This window comes from Novosphingobium sp. TK46, assembly GCF_055361525.1.
The window spans coordinates 2056986-2079707 of record NZ_CM143963.1 but is presented as its reverse complement, the minus strand read 5'-3'; the positions used below and the strand labels follow the sequence as shown (position 1 = coordinate 2079707).

The following is a 22722-nucleotide window of genomic DNA, read 5'->3' as shown; positions in this document are numbered from 1 at the left end:
GTCGCGCCTGTCCCCACATCGTCTCGCTTTTATCCGCCGCTTTCCTGGTTTAGCTGATCTCCTGTCGTAAGAAGGACTGCCTGCATGACTTTCCGGATCCGCCCGCTCGTCCTCGCTGCCATGGTGCTGCCGATCGCGCTCGCCACCGCCGCGTGTGGCGACAAAAAGCCGGGTGAAGCGCCCAGCGGCGCTGCCGCCGCCAAAGTCGCGCCACCCGCCGGCAAGGCGTGGGTCGATGTCGTCACCAAGACCGAAGAAGGCGGATATCGCGTCGGCAACCCCGACGCGCCGGTCAAGCTGGTCGAATATGGAGCCCTGTCGTGCTCGCACTGCGCCGAGTTCGCCAAGGAAAGCCACGAGAAGCTGCTCAACGACTATGTCGCCAGTGGCAAGGTGAGCTATGAGTTGCGTTACTTCATGCTAAACGCCTTCGATGTGCCCGCCACGCTGCTCGCGACCTGCGGCGCGACCGAGGCGGTCATTCCGTTAAGCGAGCAGTTCTGGGCCTGGCAGCCCAACATGTTCACCAACCTGCAAAGCGCGGGCGACGCCAAGATCCAGCAGGCCGCCGCGTTGCCGCCGGCCCAGCGCATGCAGGCGATCTCGCAGCTCGCCGGCATGACCGAGTTCTTCGCCGCGCGCGGGATCTCGCGCGATCAGGGCGCGGCATGCCTCGCCGATACGGCCAAGGCCGATGCGCTCGCCAAGCAGACCGAGACCGCTTCGAACAAGGAGCAGATCACCGGCACACCAACGTTCTTCATCAACGGAGCGACGGTCGGAACGTCCGACTGGGCGACGCTGGAACCCAAGCTCCAGGCCGCAGGCGCGCGCTGATGCGCGCCCTTGCGCTCACCGGCGGCTGATCCGTCATGCGCATCCGGCGACTGAAGCTCAGCGGTTTCAAGAGCTTCGTCGAGCCGGCTGAACTGCGGATCGAATCCGGGCTGACCGGCGTGGTTGGCCCGAACGGCTGCGGCAAATCGAACCTGCTCGAAGCGATCCGCTGGGTCATGGGCGAAAGCTCGGCCAAGTCGATGCGCGGCGGCGGCATGGAAGACGTGATTTTCGCCGGCACGGCATCGCACCCGCCGCGTGCCTTTGCCGAAGTCGTGCTCCATGCCGATGGCTCGGACGGCGAGGAACTGCAGGTTATTCGCCGGATCGAGCGCGGGGCCGGGAGCGCCTATCGCATCAATGGCCGCGATGTCCGGGCCAAGGACGTGGCGCTGATCTTCGCCGATGCCGCCACCGGCGCGCATTCGCCCGCCCTGGTCAGCCAAGGGCGGATCGCGGCGGTCATCAACGCCAAGCCGGCCGAGCGGCGCGCCATGCTGGAGGAGGCCGCAGGGATCGCCGGCTTGCACGTTCGCCGCAAGGATGCCGAGATCCGCCTGCGCGCGACCGAAAGCAATCTCGCCAGGCTGGACGACATCACCGCCGCGCTCGACAAACAGGTCGGCGCGCTGCGCCGGCAAGCGCGCGCCGCCGAACGCTACACCGCGTTGTCTGACCAGATCCGTATCGCCGAAGCCCGGCTCGTCTTCGCTCGCTGGCGCGATGCCGCTGCGGCGGCCGAGGCGGCGCGAAAGGAAGCACAGGCGGCCGACGCGCGGGTCGCCGGGTTGCAGGACACCGCTCGCGCAGCACAGGCGGCACAGGCGCTGGCCGCACAAGCCCTGGCCCGCGCGCGCGATCTGCTCACCGACCGGCGTGACGATGTCAGTGCCCACGGACACCGCATGGCGACGCTCGCCGGAAAGCTCGAGGCGGCCGAACAGCGGCTCGCCGATCTCGATCGCCAGCGCACCCGCCTTGAACAGGACCGCAGCGACGCCGACCGCCTGACCCGCAATGCCGCCGATGCGCTCGCCGGCTTGGAACGCGATCTTGTCGAGGGCGCCGAAGCCCTGCGCATCGCCGAAAGCGAGCGTCCGATACTTGCCAGAACGCTGGAGCGGGTCGAAGCAAGCTCCCGCGCCGCCGAACTCCACCTGGCGCAGACAACCGCCGAACAAGCGGGGGTCGAGGCGGAATGGCGCATAGCCGAGGCGGAAACGGCGCAAGCACGCGCCCGCCTCGATCGCCTGGACAAGGAGGACGCGAGGCTCGCAGGTCTGGTCGCCGAACTCGCGCGGGGCGGCGATCCGGAGGTCGCGGTGGCCGCGGCCGCCGCCCGCCGCGACGAAGCCGCCGGAGCGCTGGTAGTCGCGCGCGAGACACTGGCCGTCATGGTCGCACGAAAGGCGGCACTGCAAGCCGCACGCGATGCTGCGGCCAGCGCCCTCGCCGGTGCTCGCGCCGATCTTACCGGCATCGAGCGCGAGCATGCCGCCTTGCTGCGTGATCGCGAGGCCCGAGCCAAGGGCGCCAAGGCGGGTCATGGCCTGCCCCCCGCGATCGACGCCCTGCAGGTGCAGGCAGGTTACGAGCGCGCGTTGGCCGCGGTGCTGGGGCGCGATGCCAAGGCGCCCCTCGGCACGCCGCAGAGCGCCACCGAAGGTCGCTTCTGGACCGGCGCTGCCCCACCGCCGCCGCTGCCCGACAGCCTGGCGCACCGAATGACCCGCAGCCCGCCCGAACTTGCCGCGCGCCTGGCTCTGGTTCGGGTTGCCGAAGACGACGACGGCGCGGCCCTGGGACCGGGGGAGTGGCTGGTGACGCGCGCCGGGACCTTGCGGCGCTGGGACGGTTTCGTCGCGCGGGGCGAAGGCGCGGCGGAAGCGGCGCGACTCGAGGCCGAAAATCGCTTCACCGACCTGGACGCGCAGATCCCGCCACTTCGCGCAGCGGCAAGCGACGCCGAGGCGGCGCTGGCGCACGCGCAACAACAGCTGGCGCAAACGCAGCAGGAACTCGCGGTTGCGGAGCGGGCGGTATCCGCGTCCGTCGAGGAAGAGCGCGCGGCATTGAGGGCACATGATCAGGCCGAAGATGCACGCATGCGTGCGCGATCGCGACGTGCCGAGCTCGATCGCAGCGTCAGCGATCTTGCAGCTCAGCGTCAGGCGGCTGGGACCGACTGCGAGGCGGCGCAGGTTCGTCACGCCGCCCTGCCCGATCCTGCGACCGGACGGCTGGCGCTCGCTACCGCCCGCACGGCCTATGATGATGCGCGCCGGGGGCTGCAGGCAAGCACCGCCGCGCTTGCCGCGCTCGATCAATCGCTCGGTTCTCAGCGCGAGCGGATCGCCACCCAACGCGCCGACATTCGGGGCTGGCAGGCGCGCGCCGGGGACGCGGCCAAGCGCCTGGCGGACACCGCACGGCAGCTCGAAGAGATCGAACACGAGCGGGCCGGCATCGCGCCGGTACCGGTGGCGCTGACGGCCGAGATCGCGGCGGCGCAGGCGGTCGGCATTCGGCTGACGGACGAACTCGCATCCGCCGAGGGCGCGTTGGCAGCGGCGACGCAGGACGGGCGAGAGGCCGATGCGGCGCTGGCGACGATTCAGGAGGCGCTCGCCGCCGCACGCGAAGGGCGCGCCGGTGCGACCGCGCGCGCCGAGAACGAGGACGCCCGGCGGGTCGAAATGAATCGGGTGTCGGGAGAGCGGTTCCAGTCGCCGCCCCCGCTTCTCCCGGGGCGTTTTTCCTTCGATGCGCAGAGTGTCGGTGCGGTCCTCGACGAGTCCGCCACGATGGATCGCCTGTCCGGGGAACGCGAACGGATCGGACCGGTGAACCTGGTCGCCGCCGACGAACTCGCGCAGGCCGAAGCCCAGTTCGGCGTGAATCTCAAGGAACGCGCCGAACTGACCGAAGCGGTCCACCGCCTGCGTGGTTCGATCGGCAATCTCAACCGCGAAGGGCGCGAGCGGTTGCGCGCCGCATTCGAGGCGGTGGATGGGCATTTCCGTCGGCTGTTCACGCGGCTTTTCCAGGGTGGACAGGCCCATCTCGCGCTTATCGACTCCGAGGATCCGCTCGAGGCCGGGCTGGAGATCTTCGCTCAGCCGCCGGGCAAGCGACTGCAATCTTTGACGCTGCTGTCAGGCGGTGAACAGGCGCTCACCGCGGTCGCGCTGATCTTCGCGCTGTTCCTCACCAACCCCGCGCCGATCTGCGTACTGGACGAGGTCGACGCACCACTGGACGATGCGAACATCGAACGGTTCTGCGACCTGCTCGATGCGATGGCGACCGAAACGCAGACGCGCTACCTGATCGTCACCCACAATGCGGTGACGATGAGCCGGATGCACCGGCTGTTCGGGGTGACGATGGTCGAACAAGGCGTCTCGCGCCTCGTCAGCGTCGATCTGGGGGGCGCTGAGGAACTACTCGCCGCCGAGTGACATCAGCCGCGTCAGGCTTCGACGTCAGCACTCGTGCTAGCCAGCAACGACAGGCGTGCCGCCTCAGCCGTCGCCTCACGCTTGGCGCGCGATTCCTCGGTCTTGCGAGCCCGGTCGGCCATATCGCGCCATGCCGCCTCGGAGCGCAGCGCCCGTTCGCGCACATTGTCCAACGCGGCAGTTTCTGCGGCCTGCGCTGCTTCTTCAGCACGCTCGGTGGCGAATTCAAAGCTGATGGACATGGGCTCTCCTCGGGGGATGGATCTGGGCTGGCGTGATCTCGAACGGGTGCCGGACCGATCGTGCGATCAGTCCGGCGGATCGGCTCAAGCCGCGACGATGTTCGTTGCTGATTCCTTGCCATTGCGGCCGCGCTCGACTTCATACGAGACGCGCTGGTCACGCTCGAGAGTCATCATGCCGGCGGCCTGGACCGCCGAAATGTGGACGAAGCTATCCGCGCCGCCGTTGTCGGGCTGGATGAAACCATAGCCCTTGTCGGCGTTGAAAAACTTTACGGTGCCGATCGGCATAGTCGAATCCTTTCGAAGAACTTGGGTTGCCCAAACCGCAACATGCGACAGGGCCGTGCGTCAGTTCGTCAATCGAAAGGAAGTCGTCGTCAGCTTTGCACTCTTCCCCCCCTTTTCAGGAGTCCGGGTGCTCACAATCGGCAAAGTCCGTCGCAAAATTCGACGTCAGCGATGGTTTTGTACCACAACATGCCAAGATCACCTAATCGGGACGATCGCGCGCGTGCCCTGGCGCATGCCACCAAGCCCCCGTCGGCCAGCATGGCGTTCAGCAAAAGTCTGCGGGAGCGAGGCTGTGCTCCCGCTCCCGCAGACCTAGGTTCGTGAGAGGATCGCGCGGTTTAGAGCCCGTCGAGCCCCTTGCTGACGAGCACGTTGACCGCGACACGGCGGTTCTGCGCCTTGCCTTCCGGCGTGCTGTTGTCCGCCGCCGGGTCCGCCGTGGCCATGCCGGTCGGCGTCAGCATGCGGTAGGGCTTCCAGTGGCAGATCTGCTGGAGATAGTTGACGACGCGCGCGGCGCGCTTCTCGCTGAGCGCCTGGTTCACGTCCTCGCTACCCGTCGAATCGGTATAGCCGACCACGAGCAGCAACGCATTGTCCATGCCCTCGGCCTGGGTCGCGGCGGCGCAAAGGTCCGCCTTGGCCTTCTCGGACAGGTTCGACTTGCCGGTATCGAAGTTGACGTTGGTGGTGGCCTTGACGTTGTACTTGTCGATATCGCCCATCCGCCCGCGCAGGGCCTCGGTCGCGGCGGACTGCTCGGCGAAACGCTGATCCGTGCCGTTGTGGATCATCGTCGCGGTCTTGAGATCCTTGCTCTTCAGGTCGATCTTCTTCGCCACCAGTTCGCCACCGCCCGACTGCAGGGTCTCCACGCTGACCGGCAGACCGTTCAGCAGCGAGGTCGCCGCCAGCTTGCTGCGGCTAAGGCTCAGGAAACCGCCGCTGGACGTGATCGTGGTGGCGTCGTTGATGATGATCACGGACTTGGTGCCATCTTCGCTGGTGACCTGCATCCTGGCGCCACTGCGGGCCGAGATGATGCCGTCGATATCGGGCCCCTTGGTCGTCGCCTCGGGGACGGTCGTATCGGTCACACTGCCGCTGACTCCAGCGTCGGCGGGTTCCTGCGGTTGCGCGGAAAGGCTTCCCGAGGCCGATCCGGCAAGGATCGCACCCAGCAACAGAACCTTCGAGCTTTTTGAATTGAAACGCATCACGCTGCTCCTTTAGAATCCATCTGCAGGGGCACTTGCGATTGCTGGTCGAGCACGACTTGCGTCGCTGTTGTCTCCGTCAACTTCAAGGCCCCTTTCCCCCCAACTTCATCAGATAACGCACGACTGTCGGTCGCGCCTGAGGACGTGGAACATCTTGCGTGTTGACTTGAAGCTTGCGCGCACATGAACACTGCCGATCGAGCGCTCTGGCGGCGGCGATCAGAGCAGGCGTTGCGACGAAGCGAGGCACATGGCGACGACGGCGCCCCGTTTGCTTTACGCGGTGGTCACGAATATCTCGGCTTCGATCACCCAGTCTCCCGCGATCAGGCGCCACTTGGCGGCGTACGTGCCGGAGGCCCTGCACGCTCCGGAAGCGACCGTCGCTGTCCAGCCCCCGCGCTCCATCGCGATGGGTTCGACAGCGGAAACGCTGAAGTCCCGGGGCGTGCGCATGTAGATGTCGCGATGTGCCGCTGCAAACTCACGACGCCAGACTTTCACTTGCGCCAATCGCCCTACGATCACGGCGCTGTCGGTGCCGGTGATCATGACGCAATCGCGCGCGAGGAGTGGACCGATCGCGCTGGCATCGCCCGCGGCAATGGCTTGGTTGAACAGGGCGCGGCGGGCGCGGATCGCAAGTTCGGTGGCAGCGGGGTTCATCAATGCTGTTTGAACCCCAGCCTGCGTGGCGGCAATTCCGGTTGATCCTGCTGAGAGAGCGCGCCGCGATCATCGAGCTTGCGGCGGGCGATAGTCAGGGTACCGGGCAAGCTGCGCCGCCACCGACCACCGTCGCCCAGCGACGGACCGTCCAGGATCTCACGAGCCCTTGGACAACGTAGGGATCTGATCGCGCGAACAACTCTGCGCCGGCAGCGTCATCACCCTGGAACAGCAGCAGCGCCTGCTCGGCAGGATCGAGCGCCCCACCCAGCAGCAGTCCACCGCGTGCCACCGCCTCGCGCGCGAGCGTCAGGTGCTCGTCCCGCAAGGCGGCTCGCCGCTCCAGATAGTCGGGCGCAAGATCGTAAGTCAGGATCCAGTGAGGCATGGCCGCCAGCTTTCCCCCGCGAGCCTCAGTCGTGCTCGCGGTCGCCCGCGCCGACATAGAGTTCGCGACCGATCTCCTCGTATTTGGCGCTCATCGCCTTCATCCCGGCTTCGGCTTCCGCCTCGGACGCGATGAAGGTCTGCACCGGCTGGTTCTGCTTGGCGGCGAAATCGCGCACTTCCTGGGTGATCTTCATCGAGCAGAACTTGGGCCCGCACATCGAGCAGAAGTGCGCCGACTTGGCGCCCTCGGCCGGCAGGGTCTGGTCATGGTACTGCTCTGCCGTGTCGGGATCGAGCGACAGGTTGAACTGGTCGCGCCACCGAAACTCGAAGCGCGCGCGGCTCAAGGCATCGTCGCGAACCTTCGCGGCAGGGTGGCCCTTGGCAAGGTCGGCGGCATGCGCGGCAAGCTTGTAGGTGACGACGCCCGTCTTCACGTCATCGCGATCGGGCAGGCCGAGGTGTTCCTTGGGCGTGACATAGCAAAGCATCGCGCAGCCGAACCAGCCGATCATGGCGGCGCCGATGCCGCTGGTGATGTGGTCGTATCCGGGCGCGATGTCGGTCACTAGGGGCCCGAGCGTGTAGAACGGGGCCTCGCCGCAGGACTCGAGCTGCTTGTCCATGTTCTCCTTGATCTTGTGCATGGGCACGTGGCCGGGGCCCTCGATCATCACCTGGACGTCCTGCGCCCAGGCCCGCTTGGTCAGTTCGCCCAAGGTGTAGAGTTCCGCGAACTGGGCTTCGTCGTTGGCGTCGGCGATCGAGCCCGGGCGCAAGCCGTCGCCCAGCGAGTAGGCGATGTCGTAGGCTTTGCAGATCTCGGTGATCTCGTCGAAATGCTCGTAGAGGAAGCTCTCCTTGTGGTGCGACAGGCACCACTTGGCCATGATCGAGCCGCCCCGGCTGACGATGCCGGTCACGCGCTTGGCGGTCATCGGAATGTAGGGCAGGCGCACGCCGGCGTGGATGGTGAAATAGTCGACGCCCTGCTCAGCCTGCTCGATCAGGGTGTCGCGGAAGATCTCCCAGGTGAGGTCCTCGGCGACGCCGCCGACCTTCTCCAGCGCTTGATAGATGGGAACGGTGCCGATCGGCACGGGGCTGTTGCGGATGATCCACTCGCGCGTGTCGTGGATGTTGCGTCCGGTGGACAGGTCCATGACGGTGTCGGCACCCCAACGGATCGACCAGACCATCTTGTCGACTTCGCTGGCGACATCGCTGGCGACGGCGGAGTTGCCGATATTGGCGTTGATCTTGACCAGGAAGTTGCGCCCGATCGCCATCGGTTCGCATTCGGGGTGGTTGACGTTGCTGGGGATGATGGCGCGGCCCCGCGCCACCTCGTCACGCACGAACTCGGGCGTGACGTAGTCGGGCACGGAGGCGCCGAAATCCTGACCGTCGCGGATGTACTCGGCCAGCATCTCGCGCCCGATGTTCTCGCGCACGGCGACGTATTCCATCTCGGGCGTGATGATGCCGCGCCGGGCGTAATGCATCTGGCTGAGGTTCGCGCCCGGCTTTGCACGCAGCACCCGGCTGGCGACGTTGGGAAACGGCGCGACGCCGCCCGAACGATCGGGGCCTTTGAGGCCATTATCCTCGGGCCGCGTCTCGCGCGGGGTGTACTCCTCCACATCACTGCGGGCGAGCTGCCACTCGCGGCGTAGCTGCGGCAGGCCAGCCTGGATATCGATCACCGCGTCGGGATCGGTGTAGGGGCCGCTGGTATCGTAGACGCGCACCGGCGCCTCGCCGCAGCCGGGCTCCAGATGGATCTCGCGCATGGCGACGCGCAAGTCGGGATTGGCGGGCGAACCGACATGGACCTTCTTGGACCCGCGGATCGGTCCGGTGGTGACGCCGATCTCAAGCTTGCTGTTGATGTCTGCCATATGCACGCTCCTCTTTTCAGACGTGAGCGAGCTTTTGCGGGCGTGGAACGGACCCGGCCAACTCCCTCCGCCCGTACTAACGGGTTCAGGTTCGACGGATCGTGCGGAGCATACCCGCACCTCTCAGCCATATGCTGGCTCCCCGGTGGTGACGCCGGTGTAGCGGCACCCGAGCGCCGGGTAAAGTGGCTCACAGTTGACTTTGCCCGCCCTGGCGGGTGTTGATGATCGCGGGAGGTTCGACTCCTCTCGACGCGGATGTCGGGCGCGGGCCACCGGCCACATACAAAGCGCGACATCCGCATGCGTGGGTGCAAGTGTCCTTGAAACACTCCTTCAACGCAGGCACCCGTTGTCGTCGGCCCGCAGGGGCAGCCGTGCAAAGGCCATGCGGGCCTCGCGCCCCCGCCGATGCATCGTGACGGCCACGGGTGCCTTTTTGCCCGCTGAGTGAAGGAGCGCAGGTATGCAGACGACGGTAGCCTTGATGGCGGCACTGGTGGTGGCGGTCGTGTTCCTCGCGGCGCCCACCTGGCGCAAGGCATGGCGCAGCCATGAGGTGACGTTGTGGGAAACCGGACTGATCTATGGCGCCGCCGGCTTCGTCGAGCAGCTCGGCCCCGGGATTCATCGCCGCTTCGATCCGCTCCATCGTCGGACCCTCGTCTGCGTCCCGACGGTTACACGGGCGCTGAGTGGCCAGACGATCGAGGCGATCAGCAAGGACCAGTTCGCCTTCCGCCTCACCCTTACGCCTGTCGTGACGGTCGTCGATCCGCGCCTGCTGGTCGAACAGACCACCGGACCCTCTGGGGAGCGGGCGCCGGTGCAGCCGGTCGATCATCGTTATGACCGACTGAGCCCAAGCCTTGCCGCCGCCGCCCTCGCCGTAGTGGCGACCCGGACGCTCGAGGAGTTCCTGGCCGACCCGGCGGCCATGGTCACCGCGATCGCGCCCCAGCTTGCCGATGCCCTGCCCGGCACCCGGCTGGACGAATTGCTGCTGACCGGCATCACCCTGCCCCCCGAGGTGCGCAAGATGTTCACCGAGGTCGAGCGTGCGCGACGCGAAGGCTTGGCCGGCCTGGAACGCGCGCGCGCCGAGCAGGCATCGTTGCGCGCACTCGCGAACGCCGCTCGCAATCTGGCCGACAATCCGGCGCTCGCCAACTTGCGGATGCTGCAAGTGATGGAAAATGCCAGGGGCGCCAAGACCTTCGTGCTGGGCGGCGGCGTAACGGACCCGGGCAAGGCGCCAGCAGCCGCCGATGCGCAAAGCCAAACCTGAGCGCGAACGCCAGACTACCCGCATGACCATGCTCTATCGTCTGGATGCGAATGCAAGGCTGGTGGCCGACACGTTCGGCGCGGCGGCCGGTGACGACCCCTGGTCCGGCGGGCACGTCGCCCCCGGCAGCTTCGCGCCGATCATCACCGCCGGGCGTGAATTCGTCGCGGGCCCACGCCCGAACTCTCGAAGCCCGCAGCGGATGGTGCCGCGTCTATGGGGCGTGCCGCCACCACCCTCGATCCAGGAAGCGCCCCGCCACGGCATCGCATCCGTGCGCAACGTCGACAGCTCCTTCTGGATCGGCAATTTGCGCAATGCCGAGTTTCGCTGCCTGATCCCTGCCACGGCGTTCATGGAATGGAACGCCACGGCCTCTCGTCGGCTCGATCATGATGGCAAACGACGGCGCCATTGGTTCGCCTGCACCGATCAGCCGACGTTCGCCTTCGCGGGTGTGTGGAAGGACAGCGAGATACCGAGCTTCGCCTTGCTGACATGCGAGCCCAATGCCGCCTTGCGCCACGCCGGGCGCGATTCCATGCCCGTCGTCCTGCCTGCGGACCCTGCGTCCCGCGATCTCTGGCTGCGCGGTAGCTGGGATCGCGCAAGAGCGTTGCTGGTGCCTTATCCCTCATCGACGATGCGCGAGTATGAGCAGTAGCGGCACCACACCCGCATGACTTGCTTGCTGCCACTGCCAAGGCGGGGTTACGTTGATATCAGCAGCAGCATGTCTTGCCGGAGCCGCCCCATGCAGATCATCGCCACCGCCGCGCGGCGCCACTGGTTCTATCTGGTGTGGCCGTTCCTGCTGGCAGCCGCATTGATGTTTCGCGCCACCCATCCCTGGTCGGATGCGCCTGGGTTCGGTGAAGCGACGACGCTGTTCGACTGGTGCGTGTTCGTCCCTGCTCTTCATGCGATCTGCTATCGCGCAATGCCGCGGCGAGCCCTGGCGCTGCGCACGCTGGGCCTGATCTGCGGGGGTGCGTGGATCGCGGGGAAGATCGTTCCCGATTCGGCCGAAGTCATCCTTGCGCAATGGGGTTGGTTACGCGCGCCGGCGATGGCGGTGCTGCTGCTCGCCGAAGGCATGGCCCTCATCGCGATCGTGCGCCTGACCTTTGCTCCAACACCCGATTCGCGCGCGTTGGAGAAGCAAGGTCTGCCCCCTCTAGTGGTAAAGCTCATGCTGGCGGAGGCACGTTTCTGGCGGTGGCTATGGGCGAGAATACGCGGGAGATAACACCCAAGATAGCCGCGATCGGCATCGCAACCACGCGCTTGCCGGGTCATTCTCGCCGGCACCGGCACGCTGCGATGGTAAAATTCGCGTATAGAGCGGTCGCCCAATAGCCACCGTCGAATCAGACGGCCACGCAAATAAACACGAAGTACCGCCGCGTAGCACTGCGGCCATCGCGCTTATCCGGTGCTATGATACAGGTCGTCGCAAAACTTGGTACGGCAACGCTTTATTTTCCAATGCCATCTAGAAGATCGGCCATGCTTTACGCGTTCAAAGACGAGGTCGATCCGATCGCAGGCCGTCTGGCTCGCCTCTTGGCCTGGGCCGCCGGAATGCCGACGCGCACCGGGTGGCTGATCGGGCTCACCTCGGTGCTGGGCGTTGCCCTGCTTGATGCGCTGGGACGTGGTTACGGCCTGCGGTGCTTTCCGTTGTATATCCCGCTCATCTGTCTTGGCGGCTGGACGATGGCACCACGTTCAGCCCTGCTCTTCGCCGGTGGAACCGCGATCCTGGCCATGGTTCCGGATTGGTCGCAAGGCCCACTTGGTCCACAAGGCTACGTGACTGCGATCAACGCCGGCTTGCGCCTGCTGGTATACCTTGCCCTGGCGATGATCCTCTCCGCCTGCCGACGCTCCTACGACATCGCGCGCGTCTTCGCATCGTTGGACAGCCTGACGCAGGTCTTGAACAAAGCCTCGTTCCATCGCGAATTCCGGCGCCTGCTCGAAGCGCGCAGGGCATCGTCGACATGGCTCAGCGTCGCATTCGTCGACCTGGACGATTTCCGGACGATTAACGGCGCCTATGGCCATGCCGCCGGAGACGATGTCCTGCGTCGGTTCTCCAGCACGGCGATCACCAATATCCGCCGTGGAGACCTGATCGGTCGGATCGGCGGTGACGAATTTGCCGTCGTCATCCGCGCCATCGACAAGCAGACGGCGCATTCGGCCGCGCAATCGCTGCATGCGCGGTTCATGGACACGCTGGCTGACGCCGCAGCGCCGGCAACGTGCAGCATGGGCGTGGTCATCCTGCCGCCCAATTTCGCCTGCAGCGAGCCGGGGCTGATAGAAGCGGCGGATCGGCTCATGTATCGCGTCAAGGATCACGGCAAAGGCGCGATCTTGCTCGCCGACGCGAACGACGCGCTGCGGGTCGCTGCCTGACGAAATAGCGCGACGAAATCCCGCTTCGGCCAAGCACCGCGCTGATGCTAGCGGCCGCGAGCCGCTTCGAACGCATGAGCCGGCAAAATCGGATATCCACCGATGGCATGAAAAAACGGGAGCAGGCTCAGCCCACTCCCGTAATTCTTTTCGAAGCTGCGCACCCGAGGTGCGGCGAGACGACCGGCAGGTCGCCCCGTCAGCGATTCGTTATTCGGCCGCCTGCGCGATGGCGTCGACCGACACGTACTTGCGGCCCTGCTTGCCGTCGTGAAAACGCACGCGTCCCTCACCCAGAGCGAACAAGGTGTGATCTTTGCCGATGCCGACATTCACGCCCGGATACACGCGGGTACCGCGCTGACGGATGATGATGTTGCCGCCGATCACTTCCTGACCGCCGAACTTCTTAACGCCAAGGCGGCGACCAGCTGAATCGCGACCGTTGCGCGAAGAGCCGCCTGCTTTCTTATGTGCCATATCTATCTACTCCGAACTGGTAATCGACGAGCGCGCTGGCGCTCAGCCGACCGACAGAATGCGCAGCAGGGTCAACTGCTGGCGGTGACCGTTTTTGCGGCGGTAATTGTGACGGCGGCGCTTCTTGAAAACGACCACCTTCTCGCTCTTCGCCTGCGCGATGATCTCGGCGGATACCGTCAGGCCGGCGATATCGGCGACTTCGCCATCCTTGCCGGCAAGCAGGATATCACCCAGCGTGATCGTCTCGCCAGCTTCGCCAGCCAGCTTCTCAACCGCGATCTTGTCTCCGGCAGCGACCCGATACTGCTTGCCGCCGGTGCGCACTACTGCGAACATGGTGCTCTTACCCAATCTAAAATGTGCCCGATGAAGGGCCGAAACAACCTGCCCCGGCCGTTCTGGTTCCTGTTTCAGGATCCTGCTGCGGGCGACGCGCCGGACAGCCCGCGTTGACACGGGTTACCGGAAGAACGGTGCCGTTAGTCCAAGCCCAAAGATGAGTCAACGGGGCGCGGCGTTCAGATATGCTGGAAATCACGGCAATTGGCGCTCGCACGCGGCCGATCGCATGCTATGGCTCATGGCATGACCCGCGCCATCGTGAGCAAAGCCGCCCCCTTGGCCATGGCCATCCTGCTCCAGGCCTGCGCCGCGTCGAGCGAGTTCCCGTCGCTGGCCGTTCGGGATGCCGAGCGAGTCGAGGGCAGCGCCGCGCCCGCCGCCGGCAGCGCCGAAGCGATCCCGGTTCTGCCACCGACCAGTGCCGATCTGACGACTCGCCTGGCCGGCCTGCTCGATCTGGCGCGTAAGGCGCATTCCAGCTTCAAGGCCAAGCAGCCGGGCGCGGAACGCGCCATCGCGGCGGCAGGCTCGGTGCGGGGCGACACCTGGACATCGGCCGAAGTGGCGCTCTCGGACTTGCAGACGTCGCGTAGCGATGCGCTCACCGCGCTGGCGGAACTCGATCAGCTTTATGTCGAGGAGCGCGCCGCGCACCCTGAGCAGGTCAGCCCCACCGCCGCTGCGATCGCGACGATCCGCGATCAGGTCAACGGCTGGGTCGCGGAAGAGACCGAGGTCGTGACGCGGCTGGGTACGCGGCTGAAATAGCCGACTACGACCAGCGGGAAAGGTCTTCGTAATCCTCGGCGCGCGGTTCGATCCAGCGCCACTTGCCGCCGACCTTCTCACGCTTCCAGAACCAGCTTTCGGATTTGAGGTGGTCCATCGCGAACTCTGCCGCGGCAAAGGCGTCACGCCGGTGGCGGGCTGCAGCGGCGACCAACACGATAGGCTCTCCTGCCGACATCTCTCCACTGCGATGGATCACCAGCAGCCCCTCTATCCCGAAACTCTCCAGCGTTCGCGCCGCCAGATCCTGCATCGCGGGCAGCGTCAGCGGACCGTAGTGGCGCAGTTCAAGGGCCTCCACCGCGTCGGCACCGGCGTCGGCACGAACCTGCCCCAGGAAGCTGGCGATGCCACCCGCCGCCGGATGCGCTTGCGTGAAGCTCCCAAGTTCATCCGCTGGATCGAAGCGGGTCGTCAGCAGCCTCACGGCGATGCGCCGATCGTCGAACGCCGCCATCGTCAGCCGCCGCTCACGGGAGGCAGGAAGGCAAGTTCATCCCCGTCCTTGAGCACGGGCTCATCGCGATCACGCACCAGCAGGCCGTTGACGGCCAGCTTGACCTTGTCTGCCCGAAGCGCCGCCGCCAGTTCGGGATCGAGCGCGCAAAGCACCGCCTCGATCGAGGTGACGGTATCGACCTTACGTTCGGCGGCACCTGCCGCGTCTTCGAGCCGGCCGAGGAAAACGAGCTTGATCGGCATCTCAGCCGCCGGTCATCGACATATGCCGTGCCAGCGCAGGAGCCTGTCCGGCTTGGTCGATCGCGAAGTTGTGCCGCGCCGGCTTGATCCGCATCGCCAGGTTCAGGCCCTCCGCCAGCGCGGTCTGCGGATCATCGGAGCGCAGCGCCGCACGCAGATCCACCTGCTCGGTACCGCCAAGACAGGCATAGAGCTGCCCGGTCGCCGTTACGCGGACGCGATTGCAGCCTTCGCAGAAGTTATTGGTCAAAGGGGTGATCAGACCAAGCCGCCCACCCGTTTCGGCGACGTCGAAATAGCGCGCCGGCCCACCGCTGCGATGGGTCGACGGGGTCAATGTCCAGCGCCGCGCCAGATCGTCCTGCACGGCCAGCAGCGGCAGATAATGGTCGAAGCGATCTTCCTCGACTTCGCCCAAGGGCATGACTTCGATCAGCGTGGCATCGTAACCCTGTCCATGCGCCCAAGCGATCAGGTCGGGGATTTCGCCCTCGTTGATGCCCTTGAGCGCGACGGTGTTGAGCTTGACCTTCAGGCCCGCCGCCTTTGCCGCCGCCAGCCCCTCGAGCACCTGCGGGAGCGAATCACGGCGCGAAAGCTGCTGAAATTTCGCGCGATCCAGGGTGTCGAGCGACACGTTGATGCGCTGCACGCCGGCGTCCTTCAGACCTTCCGCGAATTCGGCCAGTCGCGTACCATTGGTGGTGAGCGTCAACTCCTCCAGCCCATGACCCAGCTTGCGGCCCAGCGCGCGCACCAGTTCCATCATGTCGCGGCGCACCAGCGGCTCGCCGCCGGTCAGGCGAATCTTGCTGATACCGCGATCGATGAAGCCGAGCGCCAGATCGTGCAGTTCCTCGAGGCTGAGCACTTCCTTGCGCGGCAGGAAGGTCATCCTCTCGGGCATGCAGTAGGAGCATCGCAGGTCGCAGCGGTCCGTGACCGACAGCCGCAAGTAGCTGATCCGTCGCTGGAACTGGTCGACTAGGGGAGCATGCGCGCTGGTCATCAACCCTGATATAGCATCGGACCGGCGCCTGTTCCATCGATGCACAGCAATTGTCCCGTCAACCCCGGCGCGCGGACGAGATATTCGGCCGTGGCGCCGATCGCCGGCTCGTCTTGCCCGGCGATCGCGTTGACCCGCTGCGGAGCGAATTGCCGAGCAAGACCGCGCACGATGCCAAGGCGCCAGTCGCGATGCGCATGATCGGCGGGTCCGAAGACCAGTAGTAGATCGTCGCCTCCGGCGAGTGCCTCCGCCGCGGCAGGCAGCATGTCGGCGTGAAATCGCGCGGCGGCGCCAAGTGCGTCGTCGGGCAAGGCTCCGACTCGCAACACATGCATCACCGGCGCTCGCGCGTCAGCGTGATCCCGATCGCTTCGCCATTCTCGGAAATGGCGAGCTTGACGATCTTCACCGTCACCGCGCTGATTCGGGAATCCTGGACGAACAGCGTCTCGCAGATATGATCCGCCACCGCCTCGATCAGCTTGAAGTGGACGCCGGCGGGCAGCGCTTCGGACGCCGCGAACTTGAGGTCCATGTAATTCTTGCTGGCGACGAGAGGCGTATCGGGCGCGTAGTGGTCGATCGGCTTCATCTGCGCCGCGATGCCGATCCGCAGCGGCTGCGGCTGACCCGTCTCCTCTGAGTAGATACCGGTCAGCACGTCGACCACGAAGTCGGCGATCTCGAGTGTCAGCGAATCGGTCATGCCTGCCCTTAGCCCGGATTGGTCCAGCGCGCGAAGATCGCTGTGGGTAGCAGCCGGCCGCCCTCGCCGTCTTCCTGCACCGCCAGGTCGCCGTGCTCGACGACGCCGGGCAGGTCGGCGAACAGCTCGGCCACCAGGCCCGCCAGCGCGAGCGACGACATCCGCACCGCATAGACGGTCAGGAACAGGAATCGACTGTCGGCATCCAGCAGCCTGCGGCAATCCGCCATCAGCCCCGGCAGGTCGTCCTCCAGCCGCCAGGTCTCGCCGGTCGGCCCGCGTCCGAATTTGGGAGGGTCGAGGATGATGCCGTCATACCGCCGCTCGCGCCGCACTTCGCGTGCTGCGAACTTGGCGGCATCGTCGATCAACCAGCGGATCGGCCGATCCGCCATGTTCGACAGCGCGGCATTCTCACGCGCCTGTGCGACCGACTTCTTCGAGGCGTCGACATGCGTCACCTGGCCGTGCCGCGAGAGCGCCAGGGTGCCGACACCGGTATAGCCGAACAGGTTGAGCGTCTGCGCACCCTCCGCCGGCAGCTGGCGACGCATCCAGTCCCAGACCGGCGCCATATCAGGGAAGAACCCGAGGTGCCGGAACGGCGTGCATTGCGCGGTGAAGCCCACGTCACCCAATGCCAGCGGCCATCCCTCGCGCGGGACCGGCTTGTCGAAGTGCCACCTGCCGCCACCGTCCTCGTCGGAGCCGGGCACGAACTCGCCATGCGCATCCCACTCGGCTTGTCGAGGTGACCACATCGCTTGCGGCTCGGGCCGGATGAACCGGTAATCGCCATAGCGCTCAAGCTTGCGGCCATGGCCCGAATCGATGAGGCCGTAATCGTCCCAGCCCTCGCCGGCCAGGATCAGCGGATCGCGCGAAAGCGCCGCCATCAGATCTTGGGAGCCGCTCGCTCGGCGACGTACTGGGCGACAGCCTCGTAAGTACCCGGAAGCGTCGCGAAGCGCTCTTCACGTTCGAACAGATCGCCGACGCGGGTGGGCAAGGCGGGGCGCTGGCCGATCGCCTGCTCGACTGCTTCTGGGAACTTGGCCGGATGCGCAGTTGCTAACGTCACGATCGGCACGCCGGCGTCGATCCCGGCATGACGGGCGGCATGTAGCGCGCAGGCCGTATGCGGGTCGATCATCTCGCCGCAGCTTTCCCAGGCCCAGCGGATGGCCTGCGTCATCTCGTCCGCATCCGCACGGCAGCTGCCGAACAAACTCGCGGCGCCCTCTCGCTGTGCATTTGTCAGCTGCATCGCCCGGCTCGCCTCGAACCCGGTCATCTGCGTGGCCTGAGCCAAGCCGTCACGTCCGCCGATGTCGAACAGCAGACGCTCGAAATTGGAGGACACCTGAATGTCCATCGACGGAGCCGCGGTCGGCGAAACGGTGCCTTGCGAGTAATCGCCGGTCGAGAGCGCGCGATGAAGGATGTCGTTGACGTTGGTCGCCACGATCAGCCGCGCGATCGGCAATCCCATCTGCTGGGCCACGTACCCTGCGAACACGTCGCCGAAGTTGCCGGTCGGGACCGAGAACGCCACTTCGCGATCCGGCGCACCCAACTGCAACGCCGTGGCGAAGTAGTACACCACCTGTGCCATCAGCCGCGCCCAGTTGATCGAGTTGACCGCGCCGATCGCGAACCGATCGGTCATCGCGCGATCGTTGAACATGCGCTTCACGATCGCCTGGCAATCGTCGAAACTGACATCCTCCAAGGCGAGATTGTGGACGTTGGGCGCAAGCACCGTCGTCATCTGCCGCCGCTGGACGTCGCTGACCCGGCCCTTGGGATGGAGCATGAAGATATCAACCTTGGCACGGCCGGCCACCGCGTCGATCGCCGCCGATCCGGTATCGCCCGATGTCGCACCGACGATCGTCAGGTTACGATCCGAACGGCCGAGGAATTCCTCGAACAACAAGCCGAGCAATTGCAAGGCGACGTCCTTGAACGCCAGCGTCGGGCCATGGAACAGCTCCATCAGCCAGTTCTGCGCATCCATCTGCACCAGCGGCACGACCGCCGAATGGCTGAAGCGGCCGTAGGCGGCCTCGCACAACGTCAACAGACGCTCCGGGCTCAGGCTCTCGCCGACGAACGGCTGCATCACCCTGGCGGCGAGTTGTGCGTATGGCAGGCCGCGCATCGCCGTAATCTCGGCAGTGCTGAAACGTGGCCACGCGCGCGGCACGTAGAGACCGCCATCACTGGCGAGCCCCGCGAGCGTGGCGCCTTCGAAATCGAGCGCCGGTGCGCTCCCCCTGGTGCTGACATAGTCCATTGCGCTTGCGCGCCTAGCCGCAGCGCGCCCAAGGTGCAATGCGCCAGAGCGGTGCGGCCTCAGCCGACTAGGCGTTTACGCACCGCCACGCCATAAATGATCACCGCCGTGGCAGCGAACAGGAACCATTGCACGGCATAGGCCAGGTGGTTGTTGGGGATCTCGGACGGATCCGGCCGGGCATTGGCCTCAAGCCCGCCCAGCGGTGGATCGGCCACCAGCCTCGGTCCGGGCGCGATGATCCCGGTAACCGCTCCGCCTCGCCAGGCGCCGCTCCACCTGGGATCGCGTGTCCAGCCCATCACGACTTTCGCTTGCGCGCCATCGGGCAGCAGACACTGCGCATATTGCGCGATCCCGGCCTCTTGCCCCGCATTGCGGCCGGCGATGCTGCTGATACCTACGACCTTTGCGCAAACAACGCGCGAACGTCGATAGAGGACCGCCTGCGCCGCCGCTTCGTCGACCGGAAACGACACCTCCTGGGTGGCGACATGCCCGGTGGCATAGCGCGCGAGCAGCGCCTCCTTTTCGCGCAGCCGGTCAAGTTGCCAGAAGCCAAGGCGCAGCATGATGCCGACCGCCACCAGGACCAGGAGCGTCGGGATCACCGGAAAGCGGTGCTTGGTCATCTCGATCCTCTCCTGGCCGTCCTATCGATATCCAGAGCCGACCTGAGGCCGATCCGGCGCGAAAGGCGCTGACTTGATGGCATGCGAACGTAGTTGATGATCGCGAAAGCTATCCCAACCTGGCCTGCTCTCGTCTGAGATAGGCATGGGAATCGCGATGGCACCCCTCGGACAGCGCGACCTTTGTCGCCACGATCTTTGGTCCACAAAACGAAAGAGGCAGCCGACACGATGTCCGGCTGCCTCCTGGCTAGATGGATGGAGTTGTACGCATCAGTGAGTGGGATAACCCCAGCCACCCCACACGTAGATGGCTACGAACAGGAACAGCCATACGACGTCGACGAAGTGCCAGTACCAGGCCGCCGCCTCGAAACCGAAGTGCTGACGCGGTGTGAAGTCACCCTTGTACGCACGAACCTGGCAGACGATCAGCATGATGGTGCCGATGATGACGTGGAAGCCATGGAAGCCCGTCGCCATGTAAAACGCCGAGCCATAGGTGTTGGCGCCAAAGGGGAACGGTGCATTCGCATACTCGTAGGCCTGGATCGCCGAGAACAGCAGACCGAGGAGAATCGTCGCCCACAGCCCCTTCTTCAAGCCGTCACGATCGCCGTGGATCAGCGAGTGGTGTGCCCAGCTGACCGTCGTACCCGAGCACAGCAGGATCAGCGTGTTGAGCAAGGGCAAGTCGAACGGATCCATCACCGCCTCGATCGCCTTGGGCGGCCACTGGCCACCGATCGATTCCGCGAGCTCCGAGGGGAACAGCGAAAAGTCGAAGAAGGCCCAGAACCAGCCGACGAAGAACATCACTTCCGAAGCGATGAACAGGATCATGCCGTAGCGCTGATGCAGCTGCACGACCGGGGTGTGGTCGCCAGCGTGCGCTTCCTTGACGATCTTCGAGAACCACGAAAACACGCTCGCCAGCAGCAATGCCATGCCCAGCCATGGCACGAAATGCCCACCCGGCATCTTGTGCATGAACAGCACCATACCGGTCGTGAAGACCAGGGCGCCGACCGTGGTTGCAAGGGGCACGATGTCCGGCGGAAGAATGTGGTAATCGTGTGACTTGCTACCGGCCATATGCCTTCGTCCCTGTTGATCGCAAATCCGCGGCGCGCCCATGACAGCCGGCGGCGTTTAGAATGACCTTAAGCCCTTACTTGCCCGATCCGACGCGGTCCAGAGCCTTTGCGCCGGCATTGATCGCGGGATGGAAGGTGTAGCTCAGCGTGATCTGCTGGATGTCTTTCGTGTCCGGATCGTTCAGGATCGCCGGATCCACGTAGTAAAGCACGGGCATGCGCACCTCTTCACCCGGCTTGAGCGTCTGCTCGGTGAAGCAGAAACACTGGATCTTGTTGAAGTATTTTCCAGCCTGCTCGGGCTCGACGTTGAAGCTGGCGGTCCCGGTCAGCGGCGCGTTTGACGTGTTCTTCGCCCAGAACAGCGCCATGTCGCGAATGCCGATAGTGATCTCGTCCGTGCGCTGCAGCGGCTTGAACTGCCAAGGCATGCCACGTTCGACATTGGCATCGAAGCGGATCGAGATCGTGTTGGAAGCCGCCTTGATCTGCTCGGCGGTCTGTTCGTCCACCCGCTGCGTGGTACCGTTGAAACCCGTTGCAGCGCAGAACAACCGATACAGCGGCACCGACGCAAAACCCAGCCCGAGCATCGCCAGCGCGGCGCCGAACGCGATCATCGCGGTACGACCATTTCGGCCGAACCGTTGAGGTGGCTGCCCGAGGGTATTTGCGGTCATGACCTCAGCTCATCTTCGCGATCGAAACGAAGAAGATCAGGATTACGAACGCTACCAGCAAAAGGCCCAGCACGTTGTTGCGGCTACGGCGGATGCGCTTGGGGTCGGTCTCGCGAGTCATGCCATCGTCCTTACATCGGCAGGAAGCGATCGACCACCAGCGCCGCAAACAACGCAAAGAGGTAGATCACGGAATAGCCGAAGAGTTGCTTTTCCGGCTTCATGGTATCGTCAGGGCCGGTACGCACGCGCAAACCCACGCGCAATGCAAAGGCCAGAAACACCAGCGAGAGCGCGGCCGCGCTCACGCCATAGATCAAGCCAGCACCACCGATCCACCACGGCAACACGCTGAGCGGCAGCAGCAGCACGGCATAGATCAGGATCTGACGACGCGTGGCCTTTTCGCCTGCGACCACCGGCAGCATCGGAATACCGACTTTCGCGTAGTCCGACTGGACGAACAGCGCGAGTGCCCAGAAGTGCGGGGGCGTCCAGAAGAAGATGATCGCGAACAGCAACACCGGCATCAGCGTGATATGCCCGGTCGCCGCGACCCAGCCGATCAGCGGTGGGAATGCCCCCGCTCCCCCACCGATCACGATATTCTGCGGTGTGCGTGGTTTGAGCCAGACCGTATAGACGACAGCATAATAGACGATCGAGATCGCCAGGATCGCAGCCGCCAGCCAGCTGATCGCGAGACCCATCAGCAGGACGGAACCGACGGAAATGGCGATCCCGAAGTCGCGTGCATCCGTGCGGTTCATCCGGCCTTGCGGCAATGGACGGGCGGCGGTGCGCTTCATGCCGGCGTCGAGATCAGCCTCCCACCACTGGTTCAACGCTGCGGCGCCACCAGCGCCCACGGCGATGCACAGGATCGCGGTAAAGGCCAGAACCGGATGAATGCGTTCCGGCGCCGCGAGCAATCCGCATAGTCCGGTGAAAATCACGAGGCTCATGACGCGCGGCTTGGTCAACGCGAAGAAATCGCGCCATTCGGCGGGAGGCGGGCTTACGGCTACGGTCATGCGCCTGCCTATAAGCCTGCCGGGCGGCGGCGGCAAAGCCAAAGCGTGCGTCCAGTCGCTCGCGAGGGCGTCGGAGCCCTTCTCGGAAACGCACTGTACACTCAGCGGCGGCCCTGGCGCTCAGCATGATGAAGTGGATGATCTCTGCGCGATCGCAATGTCGTGACAGATCGCTGAGGTACAGCCTGCTTCGAAGCGCGGTCCAAGCAGGGGCGCA

26 protein-coding genes, 1 pseudogene and 1 riboswitch are annotated in these 22722 nt (G+C 65.3%); of the genes and pseudogenes, 7 read left to right on the top strand and 20 right to left on the bottom strand.

What is annotated here, in order from left to right:
• The first annotated feature begins 84 nt into the window (after positions 1-84).
• Positions 85-837: a thioredoxin domain-containing protein gene (locus tag ACXJ1Z_RS10020; RefSeq protein ID WP_463776384.1), complete on the top strand. Its 753-nt coding sequence runs from the start codon at positions 85-87 to the stop codon at positions 835-837.
• A gap of 35 nt (positions 838-872) precedes the next feature.
• Positions 873-4298, top strand: coding sequence for a chromosome segregation SMC family protein (locus tag ACXJ1Z_RS10015; RefSeq protein WP_463776382.1), 3426 nt, complete (start codon positions 873-875; stop codon positions 4296-4298).
• A gap of 11 nt (positions 4299-4309) precedes the next feature.
• On the opposite strand, the gene ACXJ1Z_RS10010 is transcribed toward ACXJ1Z_RS10015, so the two are convergent.
• The 6 genes from ACXJ1Z_RS10010 to thiC all read right to left on the bottom strand — a co-directional run bounded on the left by ACXJ1Z_RS10010 (position 4310) and on the right by thiC (position 9014).
• Positions 4310-4540: a hypothetical protein gene (locus ACXJ1Z_RS10010; protein ID WP_463776381.1), complete on the bottom strand. Its 231-nt coding sequence runs from the start codon at positions 4538-4540 to the stop codon at positions 4310-4312.
• Between the two features lie 84 nt (positions 4541-4624).
• Entirely contained in the window at positions 4625-4831 is a 207-nt protein-coding gene (locus tag ACXJ1Z_RS10005) for a cold-shock protein (protein ID WP_463776380.1), read from the bottom strand.
• A 341-nt stretch (positions 4832-5172) separates the two neighbouring features.
• Entirely contained in the window at positions 5173-6051 is an 879-nt protein-coding gene (locus ACXJ1Z_RS10000; RefSeq protein ID WP_463776378.1) for an OmpA family protein, read from the bottom strand.
• Positions 6052-6330: 279 nt separating this feature from the next.
• Entirely contained in the window at positions 6331-6720 is a 390-nt protein-coding gene (locus ACXJ1Z_RS09995) for a nuclear transport factor 2 family protein (RefSeq protein WP_463776377.1), read from the bottom strand.
• A gap of 94 nt (positions 6721-6814) precedes the next feature.
• The gene (locus ACXJ1Z_RS09990) at positions 6815-7111 is read right to left on the bottom strand and encodes a YciI-like protein (RefSeq protein ID WP_463776376.1); all 297 of its coding nucleotides are present in this window, start codon (positions 7109-7111) and stop codon (positions 6815-6817) included.
• Between the two features lie 25 nt (positions 7112-7136).
• Positions 7137-9014, bottom strand: a complete 1878-nt coding sequence (gene thiC, locus ACXJ1Z_RS09985) for a phosphomethylpyrimidine synthase ThiC (protein ID WP_463776374.1) — start codon at positions 9012-9014, stop codon at positions 7137-7139.
• 45 nt (positions 9015-9059) lie between these two features.
• A riboswitch (TPP riboswitch) is annotated at positions 9060-9169 on the bottom strand.
• Between the two features lie 311 nt (positions 9170-9480).
• On the opposite strand from thiC, the gene ACXJ1Z_RS09980 reads away from it, so the two are divergent.
• The 4 genes from ACXJ1Z_RS09980 (at position 9481) to ACXJ1Z_RS09965 (ending at position 12729) form a co-directional block, all read left to right on the top strand.
• Complete coding sequence (locus ACXJ1Z_RS09980; RefSeq protein WP_463776372.1) at positions 9481-10302, top strand: SPFH domain-containing protein; 822 nt, start codon at positions 9481-9483, stop codon at positions 10300-10302.
• A complete protein-coding gene (locus tag ACXJ1Z_RS09975) occupies positions 10283-10966 on the top strand; it encodes an SOS response-associated peptidase family protein (RefSeq protein WP_463776370.1) in 684 nt (227 codons plus the stop codon). Before ACXJ1Z_RS09980 ends, ACXJ1Z_RS09975 begins: the two co-directional genes overlap by 20 nt.
• A 90-nt stretch (positions 10967-11056) precedes the next feature.
• Positions 11057-11551, top strand: a complete 495-nt coding sequence (locus ACXJ1Z_RS09970; protein WP_463776369.1) for a hypothetical protein — start codon at positions 11057-11059, stop codon at positions 11549-11551.
• Positions 11552-11811: 260 nt separating this feature from the next.
• Positions 11812-12729: a GGDEF domain-containing protein gene (locus ACXJ1Z_RS09965; protein WP_463776367.1), complete on the top strand. Its 918-nt coding sequence runs from the start codon at positions 11812-11814 to the stop codon at positions 12727-12729.
• Between the two features lie 210 nt (positions 12730-12939).
• Here ACXJ1Z_RS09965 and rpmA read toward each other — a convergent pair whose 3' ends face one another.
• On the bottom strand, positions 12940-13209 hold the full coding sequence (gene rpmA, locus ACXJ1Z_RS09960) for a 50S ribosomal protein L27 (RefSeq protein ID WP_463776365.1): 270 nt from the start codon (positions 13207-13209) through the stop codon (positions 12940-12942).
• A 45-nt stretch (positions 13210-13254) separates the two neighbouring features.
• Positions 13255-13548, bottom strand: a pseudogene (gene rplU / locus ACXJ1Z_RS09955) (50S ribosomal protein L21); the annotation flags it as partial.
• A 249-nt stretch (positions 13549-13797) separates the two neighbouring features.
• Here rplU and ACXJ1Z_RS09950 point away from each other — a divergent pair.
• Positions 13798-14322 carry a hypothetical protein gene (locus ACXJ1Z_RS09950; protein WP_463776364.1) on the top strand — a complete coding sequence of 175 codons (525 nt, stop codon included), beginning with the start codon at positions 13798-13800 and terminating at the stop codon, positions 14320-14322.
• A gap of 4 nt (positions 14323-14326) precedes the next feature.
• On the opposite strand, the gene ACXJ1Z_RS09945 is transcribed toward ACXJ1Z_RS09950, so the two are convergent.
• From ACXJ1Z_RS09945 to ACXJ1Z_RS09895, 12 genes are all read right to left on the bottom strand, one after another.
• On the bottom strand, positions 14327-14800 hold the full coding sequence (locus ACXJ1Z_RS09945; protein WP_463776362.1) for a molybdenum cofactor biosynthesis protein MoaE: 474 nt from the start codon (positions 14798-14800) through the stop codon (positions 14327-14329).
• Positions 14801-14802: 2 nt separating this feature from the next.
• Positions 14803-15045, bottom strand: a complete 243-nt coding sequence (locus ACXJ1Z_RS09940; RefSeq protein ID WP_463776361.1) for a MoaD/ThiS family protein — start codon at positions 15043-15045, stop codon at positions 14803-14805.
• 1 nt (position 15046) lies between these two features.
• Positions 15047-16054, bottom strand: coding sequence for a GTP 3',8-cyclase MoaA (moaA, locus tag ACXJ1Z_RS09935; RefSeq protein WP_463776359.1), 1008 nt, complete (start codon positions 16052-16054; stop codon positions 15047-15049).
• A complete protein-coding gene (locus tag ACXJ1Z_RS09930) occupies positions 16054-16392 on the bottom strand; it encodes a Rossmann fold domain-containing protein (RefSeq protein ID WP_463776358.1) in 339 nt (112 codons plus the stop codon). Before ACXJ1Z_RS09930 ends, moaA begins: the two co-directional genes overlap by 1 nt.
• Positions 16392-16763 carry a dihydroneopterin aldolase gene (locus ACXJ1Z_RS09925; protein ID WP_463776357.1) on the bottom strand — a complete coding sequence of 124 codons (372 nt, stop codon included), beginning with the start codon at positions 16761-16763 and terminating at the stop codon, positions 16392-16394. Before ACXJ1Z_RS09925 ends, ACXJ1Z_RS09930 begins: the two co-directional genes overlap by 1 nt.
• An 8-nt stretch (positions 16764-16771) precedes the next feature.
• Positions 16772-17659 (bottom strand): RsmD family RNA methyltransferase, encoded by an 888-nt coding sequence (locus ACXJ1Z_RS09920; RefSeq protein WP_463776355.1) that lies wholly within the window; start codon positions 17657-17659, stop codon positions 16772-16774.
• Positions 17659-19062: a threonine synthase gene (thrC, locus tag ACXJ1Z_RS09915; RefSeq protein ID WP_463776354.1), complete on the bottom strand. Its 1404-nt coding sequence runs from the start codon at positions 19060-19062 to the stop codon at positions 17659-17661. Before thrC ends, ACXJ1Z_RS09920 begins: the two co-directional genes overlap by 1 nt.
• A gap of 59 nt (positions 19063-19121) precedes the next feature.
• Positions 19122-19694: an SURF1 family cytochrome oxidase biogenesis protein gene (locus tag ACXJ1Z_RS09910; RefSeq protein ID WP_463776352.1), complete on the bottom strand. Its 573-nt coding sequence runs from the start codon at positions 19692-19694 to the stop codon at positions 19122-19124.
• 273 nt (positions 19695-19967) lie between these two features.
• On the bottom strand, positions 19968-20789 hold the full coding sequence (locus ACXJ1Z_RS09905; RefSeq protein WP_463776351.1) for a cytochrome c oxidase subunit 3: 822 nt from the start codon (positions 20787-20789) through the stop codon (positions 19968-19970).
• Positions 20790-20865: 76 nt separating this feature from the next.
• Positions 20866-21471: a cytochrome c oxidase assembly protein gene (locus ACXJ1Z_RS09900; protein ID WP_463776349.1), complete on the bottom strand. Its 606-nt coding sequence runs from the start codon at positions 21469-21471 to the stop codon at positions 20866-20868.
• A gap of 4 nt (positions 21472-21475) precedes the next feature.
• Positions 21476-21592 carry a cytochrome c oxidase system small membrane protein gene (locus tag ACXJ1Z_RS19720; RefSeq protein ID WP_488199530.1) on the bottom strand — a complete coding sequence of 39 codons (117 nt, stop codon included), beginning with the start codon at positions 21590-21592 and terminating at the stop codon, positions 21476-21478.
• A 10-nt stretch (positions 21593-21602) separates the two neighbouring features.
• A complete protein-coding gene (locus tag ACXJ1Z_RS09895; RefSeq protein WP_463776348.1) occupies positions 21603-22505 on the bottom strand; it encodes a heme o synthase in 903 nt (300 codons plus the stop codon).
• Positions 22506-22722 lie beyond the last annotated feature (217 nt).

What these genes read in the sequence shown, in the direction of transcription:
- ACXJ1Z_RS10020 (WP_463776384.1), top strand. Translation starts at nt 85, where the DNA reads ATGACTTTCCGGATCCGCCCGCTCGTCCTCGCTGCCATGGTGCTGCCG.
- ACXJ1Z_RS10015 (WP_463776382.1), top strand. Translation starts at nt 873, where the DNA reads ATGCGCATCCGGCGACTGAAGCTCAGCGGTTTCAAGAGCTTCGTCGAG.
- ACXJ1Z_RS10010 (WP_463776381.1), bottom strand. Translation starts at nt 4,540, where the DNA reads ATGTCCATCAGCTTTGAATTCGCCACCGAGCGTGCTGAAGAAGCAGCG.
- ACXJ1Z_RS10005 (WP_463776380.1), bottom strand. Translation starts at nt 4,831, where the DNA reads ATGCCGATCGGCACCGTAAAGTTTTTCAACGCCGACAAGGGCTATGGT.
- ACXJ1Z_RS10000 (WP_463776378.1), bottom strand. Translation starts at nt 6,051, where the DNA reads ATGCGTTTCAATTCAAAAAGCTCGAAGGTTCTGTTGCTGGGTGCGATC.
- ACXJ1Z_RS09995 (WP_463776377.1), bottom strand. Translation starts at nt 6,720, where the DNA reads ATGAACCCCGCTGCCACCGAACTTGCGATCCGCGCCCGCCGCGCCCTG.
- ACXJ1Z_RS09990 (WP_463776376.1), bottom strand. Translation starts at nt 7,111, where the DNA reads ATGCCTCACTGGATCCTGACTTACGATCTTGCGCCCGACTATCTGGAG.
- thiC (WP_463776374.1), bottom strand. Translation starts at nt 9,014, where the DNA reads ATGGCAGACATCAACAGCAAGCTTGAGATCGGCGTCACCACCGGACCG.
- ACXJ1Z_RS09980 (WP_463776372.1), top strand. Translation starts at nt 9,481, where the DNA reads ATGCAGACGACGGTAGCCTTGATGGCGGCACTGGTGGTGGCGGTCGTG.
- ACXJ1Z_RS09975 (WP_463776370.1), top strand. Translation starts at nt 10,283, where the DNA reads ATGCGCAAAGCCAAACCTGAGCGCGAACGCCAGACTACCCGCATGACC.
- ACXJ1Z_RS09970 (WP_463776369.1), top strand. Translation starts at nt 11,057, where the DNA reads ATGCAGATCATCGCCACCGCCGCGCGGCGCCACTGGTTCTATCTGGTG.
- ACXJ1Z_RS09965 (WP_463776367.1), top strand. Translation starts at nt 11,812, where the DNA reads ATGCTTTACGCGTTCAAAGACGAGGTCGATCCGATCGCAGGCCGTCTG.
- rpmA (WP_463776365.1), bottom strand. Translation starts at nt 13,209, where the DNA reads ATGGCACATAAGAAAGCAGGCGGCTCTTCGCGCAACGGTCGCGATTCA.
- ACXJ1Z_RS09950 (WP_463776364.1), top strand. Translation starts at nt 13,798, where the DNA reads ATGACCCGCGCCATCGTGAGCAAAGCCGCCCCCTTGGCCATGGCCATC.
- ACXJ1Z_RS09945 (WP_463776362.1), bottom strand. Translation starts at nt 14,800, where the DNA reads ATGGCGGCGTTCGACGATCGGCGCATCGCCGTGAGGCTGCTGACGACC.
- ACXJ1Z_RS09940 (WP_463776361.1), bottom strand. Translation starts at nt 15,045, where the DNA reads ATGCCGATCAAGCTCGTTTTCCTCGGCCGGCTCGAAGACGCGGCAGGT.
- moaA (WP_463776359.1), bottom strand. Translation starts at nt 16,054, where the DNA reads ATGACCAGCGCGCATGCTCCCCTAGTCGACCAGTTCCAGCGACGGATC.
- ACXJ1Z_RS09930 (WP_463776358.1), bottom strand. Translation starts at nt 16,392, where the DNA reads ATGCATGTGTTGCGAGTCGGAGCCTTGCCCGACGACGCACTTGGCGCC.
- ACXJ1Z_RS09925 (WP_463776357.1), bottom strand. Translation starts at nt 16,763, where the DNA reads ATGACCGATTCGCTGACACTCGAGATCGCCGACTTCGTGGTCGACGTG.
- ACXJ1Z_RS09920 (WP_463776355.1), bottom strand. Translation starts at nt 17,659, where the DNA reads ATGGCGGCGCTTTCGCGCGATCCGCTGATCCTGGCCGGCGAGGGCTGG.
- thrC (WP_463776354.1), bottom strand. Translation starts at nt 19,062, where the DNA reads ATGGACTATGTCAGCACCAGGGGGAGCGCACCGGCGCTCGATTTCGAA.
- ACXJ1Z_RS09910 (WP_463776352.1), bottom strand. Translation starts at nt 19,694, where the DNA reads ATGACCAAGCACCGCTTTCCGGTGATCCCGACGCTCCTGGTCCTGGTG.
- ACXJ1Z_RS09905 (WP_463776351.1), bottom strand. Translation starts at nt 20,789, where the DNA reads ATGGCCGGTAGCAAGTCACACGATTACCACATTCTTCCGCCGGACATC.
- ACXJ1Z_RS09900 (WP_463776349.1), bottom strand. Translation starts at nt 21,471, where the DNA reads ATGACCGCAAATACCCTCGGGCAGCCACCTCAACGGTTCGGCCGAAAT.
- ACXJ1Z_RS19720 (WP_488199530.1), bottom strand. Translation starts at nt 21,592, where the DNA reads ATGACTCGCGAGACCGACCCCAAGCGCATCCGCCGTAGCCGCAACAAC.
- ACXJ1Z_RS09895 (WP_463776348.1), bottom strand. Translation starts at nt 22,505, where the DNA reads ATGACCGTAGCCGTAAGCCCGCCTCCCGCCGAATGGCGCGATTTCTTC.